This window comes from Cyanobium sp. BA20m-p-22 (assembly GCF_024346275.1).
Taxonomy (GTDB): Bacteria; Cyanobacteriota; Cyanobacteriia; order PCC-6307; family Cyanobiaceae; genus Cyanobium_A.
Genome location: NZ_JAGQCQ010000199.1, coordinates 1 through 6,903, shown reverse-complemented (window position 1 = coordinate 6,903; position 6,903 = coordinate 1). Strand labels below are relative to the sequence as shown.

The following is a 6,903-nucleotide window of genomic DNA, read 5'->3' as shown; positions in this document are numbered from 1 at the left end:
TCCTGCCGGATAAGGCGATTGACCTGGTCGATGAGGCCGGTAGCCGGGTCAGGTTGATGAATTCGAAGCTGCCCCCGGCCGCGAAGGAGGTGGATAAGCAGTTGCGCTCTGTCCAGAAGGACAAGGAAGATGCCGTGCGCGAGCAGGACTTCACCAAGGCCGGTGAACTGCGTGACAAGGAGGTAGAGCTGCGCGATCAGATCCGCTCGATCTTGCAGGCCCGCAAGGATGAAGAGCCCGCTGGCAGCAGCGAAGCTGTTGACGTCGCCCTGACCGATGCCCCCATCGAGCTCGTGCGCACGCCGATGGTCACCGAAGAGGACATCGCCCACATCGTGGCTTCCTGGACCGGCGTACCGGTGCAGAAGCTCACCGAGAGCGAATCGGCCAAGTTGCTGAACATGGAGGACACCCTCCACCAGCGTCTGATTGGCCAGGACGAGGCGGTCAAGGCCGTCTCCCGGGCGATCCGCCGGGCCAGGGTCGGCCTCAAGAACCCCAACCGCCCCATCGCCAGTTTCATCTTCTCCGGCCCAACCGGCGTGGGTAAAACCGAGCTGACCAAATCCCTGGCGGCTTACTTCTTCGGCAGCGAGGACTCAATGATCCGCCTCGACATGTCCGAATTCATGGAGCGCCACACGGTCAGCAAGCTGATCGGCTCTCCCCCCGGATATGTGGGCTTCAATGAAGGTGGCCAGCTCACTGAAGCGGTGCGGCGTCGCCCCTACACCGTTGTGCTTTTTGATGAGATCGAGAAGGCCCATCCCGATGTGTTCAACCTGCTGCTGCAGCTGCTCGAAGACGGTCGCCTGACCGATTCCAAGGGCCGCACGGTCGACTTCAAGAACACCCTAATCATCATGACCTCGAACATTGGTTCGAAGGTGATCGAAAAGGGCGGCGGTGGCCTTGGCTTTGAATTCGGCGGGGGGGATGCGGATGAAACCAACTACAACCGGATCCGTTCCCTTGTAAATGAGGAGCTCAAGCAGTACTTCCGCCCCGAATTCCTCAACCGTCTCGACGAGATCATCGTCTTCCGTCAACTCACCCGTGACGAGGTCAAGATCATCGCCGAGATCATGCTCAAGGAGGTCTTCGGCCGCATGTTGGAGAAAGGTATCGCCCTATCTGTCACTGAGGCCTTCAAGGAGCGCCTGGTGGAAGAGGGCTACAACCCCTCCTACGGGGCCCGCCCGCTGCGCCGCGCCGTGATGCGCCTGCTCGAAGACTCCCTGGCCGAGGAATTCCTCAGCGGCCGGATCGGCGATGGCGATTCAGCCCTGGTGGACGTCAATGATGACAAGCAGGTGGTGATACGCAAGCAGACAGCCCTGCCGGCCGAGCTCGAGCTTGCTGGTGCTGGCGTCTGAAAGTGATCGGGCTGGGATGAACAACCCCGTTAATCACCACTCGATAGCGCCGGCCCAGGTGCTGCGGGGCCCGGGAGCGTGGGACCAGGCGCTAGGGCCCATCGCGGCCCTGGCCCAGCGCCCCCTGCTGCTTGGCCGCAGTGCCGCCACAGCTGGTCTGCGCCAGAGCCGCAGGGCCGATCTGGTAGCCGCCGGTTTGGAGGTTTCCACGGCCGAGCTCCGCTACGACTGCTGCGAAGCCGATCTCATTCGGCTCGCCGCGGAACTGGAGCTGCACCGCTGTGATGCGGTGATCGCCATGGGAGGCGGCAAGGTGCTGGACGCTGGCAAACTACTCGCCCACCGCCACGGCCTGAGCTGCATCACCGTGCCCACCAGTGCCGCCACCTGTGCCGGCTGGACGGCCCTGGCCAACGTTTACACCTCCGAGGGCGCCTTTCTGGGCGATGTCGCTCTGGCCCGCTGCCCCGATCTGCTGATCTTTGATCACAGCCTGGTGCGCCTGGCCCCACCCCGCACCTTGGCCAGCGGCATCGCCGACGCCATGGCCAAGTGGTACGAGGCCTCGGTGAGCAGCGGTTCCAGCGGCGATGGCCTGGTGCAGCAGACGGTGCAGATGGCCCGGGTGCTGCGCGATCAGCTGATGTTGGAAGCTGAAGCAGCCCTGCACGATCCCCATGGCGCCGCCTGGGAGCGGGTGGTCGAGGCCTGTGGTTTGACAGCCGGGCTGATCGGTGGCATTGGCGGGGCCCGCTGCCGCACCGTGGCTGCCCATGCTGTGCACAACGGCCTTACCCAGCTTCCGGCCAGCCATGGCCATCTGCATGGCGAGAAGGTGGGTTTCGGGGTCCTGGTGCAACTGCGTCTGGAAGAGGTGCTGGGCGGAAACCAGCTCGCAGCCCAGGCCCGCCGTCAGCTGCTGCCCCTGTTCCGCCGGCTAGGGCTGCCCGTCAACCTGGAGCAGCTGGGCCTGGCGGGGGAGAGCCTGCAGGAGCTCGAGCAGGCCTGCGCTTTTGCCTGTCGTGCCGATTCCGACCTGCACCACCTGCCCTTTGCCGTGGGCTCCTCGGATCTGCTGGCCGCCCTGGTGAGCACCTGCAGCAGTGAGCGCCAGCCAGCTTGAAGACCCTGGCTGCCCCCGAGCAGGAGCTGGTGCGCGAAGCGGCGCGCAGCCTGCTCGATCCCCAGGGCCGGGCCCTGGCGGCCCAGGTGGAGTGGTGGCAGCTGCCAGGCCTGGGCCCCAGCGATTGGGGCTCCTGGCCCGTGGCCGTGCTGGGCGAAGGGCCACCGGTGCTGTTGCTGCACGGCTTCGACAGTTCCTTTCTGGAATTCCGGCGGCTGGCCCCGCTGCTGGCTGCCAGCGGAGCCCAGCTGTTCATCCCCGACCTGTTTGGCTTCGGTTTCTGTCCCCGACCCGCCGCTGCTGACTACGGCCCCAGCGGCGTGCTGCGCCACCTGGAGCTACTTGTGCGGGCAATTGGCCAGCGCAACCCAGCTCCCTTGGGCTTGATCGGGGCATCCATGGGCGGTGCGGTGGCGGTGGAGCTGGCCCGGCGCCTACCCCTGCAGGTGGAGCGGCTGCTGTTGCTTGCGCCCGCCGGCCTCACGGGGCGGCCCATGCCGCTGCCGCCCCTGCTCGATGGTCTGGGGGTGCGCTTTTTGGCCCTGTCTGGGGTGCGCCGGGGCCTTTGTCGCGCTGCCTTTGCCGACCCCGACAGCGCCGTGGGCCCGGCGGAATTGGAAATCGCCTCCCTGCACCTGCAGAGCCCCGGCTGGGCCGAGGCCCTGCGACGCTTCGCCCGCTCGGGCGGCTTTGCCGGCTGCGGAGCACCTCTACCCCCGCAGCCGATCAGCGTGCTCTGGGGAGCGGACGATCGCATCCTGCGGCCTCCGCTGAAACGGGCCGCCCTGGCCCTGTTAGGAGAGCGGGTGAGTGAACTGGAGAACTGCGGCCACCTGCCCCACCTCGACCAAGCCGCCAGCGTGGTGACCAGCTGGCTAACCCCTTCCCCCCGGCCATGAGCAGTCCCAGCGATATTCCAAGAGACATTCCAGGCGACACCCCGAATGCCAATCCCTCCCGGCCGGTGATGCAGCTGCTGGCCCGGGGCTTGCAGCTGTGGGTTCGCCAGCAGTGTCAGTCGATAGACAGTCTCGAGATCCGCTTGGAGGGCTCGCCCCTGCAGCTGCTGCGGGGCCGGCTGGCTGGGGTGCGGCTGCTGGCCAGGCGTGTGGTGTATCAGCAATTCCACCTAGAGCTGGTGGAGTTGGCCAGTGGTCCGATACAGGTGCATGTCGGCAACCTGCTCAGGGGCCAGCCCCTTCAGCTGGAGCAGGCTTTTCAGATCCAGGGCCAGGTGAGTTTCACCCCTGCTGGCCTGACCCGCTCCCTGGCCGCCCCCCGCTGGCGCTCCCTGGCCGACAGCCTGGGCGAAACCCTGCTGGGAATCGTGCCCCTGGGGGGGGTGCGCATCCACCACGACAAGCTGGTGCTGACTGCCCTGGCCCAGGGCCGCCCCGATCCGATCGAACAGGAAACCACCGTTGCCTCCGTTGGCGGCAGTGTGGAGATTCGCTGTGTGGCGGGCAGCCCCAGCTACCTGCTGCCGATGGATCCCGGCATCACCATCGGCGCTGCCCGCCTGGAGGCGGGCATGCTGCAACTGCTGGGGGCGGCCCGGGTCAGCGCTTAGCGCTGCACCAGGGGCAGTACCAAGGTGACCAGGGAGTAGACCACCGCCGGCACGAACAGGTAGCTGTCGATCCGATCGAGGACGCCGCCGTGGCCGGGGATTGCATCGCCGGAGTCCTTCAGGCCCGCATCCCGTTTCATCATCGATTCGGTGAGATCCCCCACCAGGGCGAAGAGGGCCACCACCGCCCCCAGCACCGCGCCGATCAGCCAGCCCCAGCTCCAGCCGATCCAGCTGCCGCCCAGGGCGCCGACCGCCATGGCGCAGCCAACCCCGCCCAGGGCCCCCTCGATGGTTTTGCCCGGTGATATGGGCGAGAGGGGACGGCGGCCCAGGCGGCGCCCGATCACGTAGGAGCCGATGTCGGTGGCGACGATTAGGAAGCAGGCCAGCAGGGTGAGGGCCAGGCCGGTCCCCTCCAGCTCCCGCAGGCGGATCCAGTAGCTGGGCAGGAAGCCCAGGTAGAAGAGCCCGAAGATTGAGGCGGCGATGTCGGCAATCGTGCCGGTTACCGGCTGCAACAACAGCCAGCCGCAGATCACGGCGCCGGAGGCAGGCAGCACCGCCGCCGCCACATCGCCTGCAAACCAATCACCACCCAAAAGGGCGCTGCCGCTGGCCAGCTGGGTGGTGATCAGCAGCAGCTGGACGGCGACCAGGGTGGTTTTGATGGCCGGCCGGATTCCCTTGAACTGGGCCATCCGGAAGAACTCCAGCAACCCCAGGTGCACGATCAGGCCCAGGGCCACCGTGAACCACCATCCCCCCAGCATCACCACCACGAAACCGAAGGCTCCGGCGGCCCAGCCGCTGAGCAGTCGGGGCAGGGAGGTGGCCGTGCGAGGGGTGGGAATCAAGCGGGATTCAGCAACGGCAATCAGCAGGGCGCGCCAGGGGATGGGCGCTCAGCTGCGATCAGAAAGAGGGGCTCTGCCGCAGCCAGCTTGGCCTGGCTGCCGCGCCGTTGCATGCGGTGCACGGTGGCCTGCACCACCTGCACATCCGTGGCTGCCAGCTGGCTGAGGGTATCGGTGGCATCCACCAGCCCCTCGAGGCTGGCGGTGCTGATCACCAGACGCCCCTGGGGAACCAGGGCCTTCCATACCGCCAGCAGTACCCCGCCAAGGGGGCGCCCCACCTCCAGCAGCACCCGGTCTGGGTGGGCCGGGAGCTGGGCCAGGTCGTCGGGGGCGGCACCGGCGTGGATGTGCAGGTTGGTGATCCCAAAGCGGCGCCGGTTCTGCTCCAGCAGCTCGATCGCTTCAGGGTCGCGCTCGAGGGTGTGCACGACTCCCTTGGGCATCAGGCGGGCAATCTCCAGGGCCAGGGCACCGGTACCCCCTCCCACATCCCAAACCAGGGAGTCGGGCCTTGGGCGCAGATGGGCCAGCAGCATCACCCGCAGCTCCATCGGGGTGGGGCTGAAGCCGGGGGCGTCCACAAAGGAACTATCCGGCAGGCCGGGAGTGACGAAATCCCACTGGTAGGAATCGGCAGGTGCGCGCAGGTCCATCACCGGGCCCCTATGCGGCCACAACCTTCACCGTATCAGCGATCTGGCCGGGCCAAAGGCTGGCCTGCCCCTGGAGCCAGGCGGCGCGGGCGGGATCGATCCGCTCGCCCGGCACCAGCAGCGGAATGCCAGGGGGATAGGGGCAGAGGGGCTCGGCGGCGATGCGACCGACCGCCGCCGCCAGGGTCACGACCTCGCAGGAGGCCCGCCAGGCCAGGCCCAGCGGCAGCTCTGGCTCCCCAACCAGGGGCAGGGGTGGCGCGCTGAAGGGCGGCAGGGGATCGCCACCCAGGGCATGCCGCAGCCGCTCCAGCTGGCGGGGTAGGCGCCACACCAGCCCCGCTGGCGGCGCCAGCCCCTGGCAGAAGGTCAGCGCCCCCGGCTCGGGTAACTCGGCGATCACCTGCCTTTCCAGCAGCCAGGCATCGGCGGCGAGACCGTTGATGCCCAGGGCCGCGGTGTTGAGCACCAGCCGCAGGGGATCGTCATTGGCGACCAGGGTCAGCCCGGCCGCCCGGCAGTGGCGCTGCAGCCGCTCCCCCACCCGGCAGGCCCGCCGCCAGCGGCCAAGCCCCGCCGGGCTGGTGAGCTCGGTGAGGGCCGCCTCGGCGGAGGCCAGCAGTAGGGCGCTGGGGCTGGAGGTCTGCAGCCATAGCAGGGCCCTGGCCAGGGCCTGGCGGTCCACCCGCTGCCCCTGCAGCAACAGGGCCGCACTCTGGGCCAGACCGCCCGCGGCCTTCTGGCTGGAGAGCACCACCAGATCGGCCCCGGCAGAGAGGGCCTCAGCGCGGCCATGGGCCTGGTCAACCAGCACCGGTAGACCGCGCTGCTGGGCCAGGGCCACCAGGGCGGGCAGATCGGCCCGTTGGCCCTGATAGCTGGGCGAAACCAGCACCAGGGCAGCCACCGGGCCAGCGACTGCGGCGGCGTCCAGCACCTGGGCCAGGTGGGTAGGGCTGGGGGGCAGCCAGAGGCCGGTTGCCGGATCGAAGGGCAGGTTGAATAGCAGGGGCCGCAGCTGACCCAGCACGCAGGCATGAAGCAGGGAGCGGTGCAGGTTGCGGGGCAGCAGCACCCGGCTGCCTGGGGGGGCCAGGGCCAGCAATCCAGCCTGTAGCAGGCCGGTGGCCCCATTGACCCCAAACCACACCCCATCGGCCCCGAGCTGGCGGGCGCAGCGCTGCTGGGCCGCGGCCACGGCGCCGCCATCGACTAGGGGACCGCCGAACTGGGGTAATTCCGGCAGGTCCCAGCTGCCTGGCCGCTGGCGCAGCAGGGCCGCCAGGGCCGGTGAGAGACCCCTGCCGCGGCCGTGGGCCGG

The 6,903-nt window shown here is 68.4% G+C and carries 7 protein-coding genes and 1 pseudogene; 5 read left to right on the top strand and 3 right to left on the bottom strand.

Annotated elements, in window-relative coordinates; all coding sequences use genetic code 11:
* Nucleotides 1-56: 56 nt before the first annotated feature.
* The 5 genes and pseudogenes from KBZ15_RS18740 to KBZ15_RS15300 form a co-directional block, all read left to right on the top strand.
* A pseudogene (locus KBZ15_RS18740) lies at nucleotides 57-149 on the top strand (hypothetical protein); the annotation flags it as partial.
* Nucleotides 150-401: 252 nt separating this feature from the next.
* The gene (locus tag KBZ15_RS15315; RefSeq protein ID WP_396123507.1) at nucleotides 402-1,376 is read left to right on the top strand and encodes an AAA family ATPase; all 975 of its coding nucleotides are present in this window, start codon (nucleotides 402-404) and stop codon (nucleotides 1,374-1,376) included.
* Nucleotides 1,377-1,392: 16 nt separating this feature from the next.
* Nucleotides 1,393-2,499: an iron-containing alcohol dehydrogenase gene (locus KBZ15_RS15310; protein WP_255016064.1), complete on the top strand. Its 1,107-nt coding sequence runs from the start codon at nucleotides 1,393-1,395 to the stop codon at nucleotides 2,497-2,499.
* Entirely contained in the window at nucleotides 2,496-3,398 is a 903-nt protein-coding gene (locus KBZ15_RS15305; RefSeq protein ID WP_255016063.1) for an alpha/beta fold hydrolase, read from the top strand. The genes KBZ15_RS15310 and KBZ15_RS15305 overlap by 4 nt, the downstream gene beginning before the upstream one ends.
* A complete protein-coding gene (locus KBZ15_RS15300) occupies nucleotides 3,395-4,069 on the top strand; it encodes a DUF2993 domain-containing protein (RefSeq protein WP_255016062.1) in 675 nt (224 codons plus the stop codon). The genes KBZ15_RS15305 and KBZ15_RS15300 overlap by 4 nt, the downstream gene beginning before the upstream one ends.
* Here the strand turns inward: KBZ15_RS15300 and KBZ15_RS15295 are convergent.
* The 3 genes from KBZ15_RS15295 to KBZ15_RS15285 all read right to left on the bottom strand — a co-directional run.
* Nucleotides 4,066-4,926, bottom strand: coding sequence for a phosphatidate cytidylyltransferase (locus KBZ15_RS15295; RefSeq protein WP_255016061.1), 861 nt, complete (start codon nucleotides 4,924-4,926; stop codon nucleotides 4,066-4,068). The two genes, KBZ15_RS15300 and KBZ15_RS15295, sit on opposite strands and share 4 nt — an antisense overlap.
* A 20-nt stretch (nucleotides 4,927-4,946) precedes the next feature.
* The gene (gene cbiT / locus KBZ15_RS15290) at nucleotides 4,947-5,582 is read right to left on the bottom strand and encodes a precorrin-6Y C5,15-methyltransferase subunit CbiT (RefSeq protein WP_255016060.1); all 636 of its coding nucleotides are present in this window, start codon (nucleotides 5,580-5,582) and stop codon (nucleotides 4,947-4,949) included.
* Nucleotides 5,583-5,592: 10 nt separating this feature from the next.
* The coding region (locus KBZ15_RS15285; RefSeq protein WP_255016059.1) for a lysine decarboxylase at nucleotides 5,593-6,903 on the bottom strand (1,311 nt) is incomplete at its 5' end.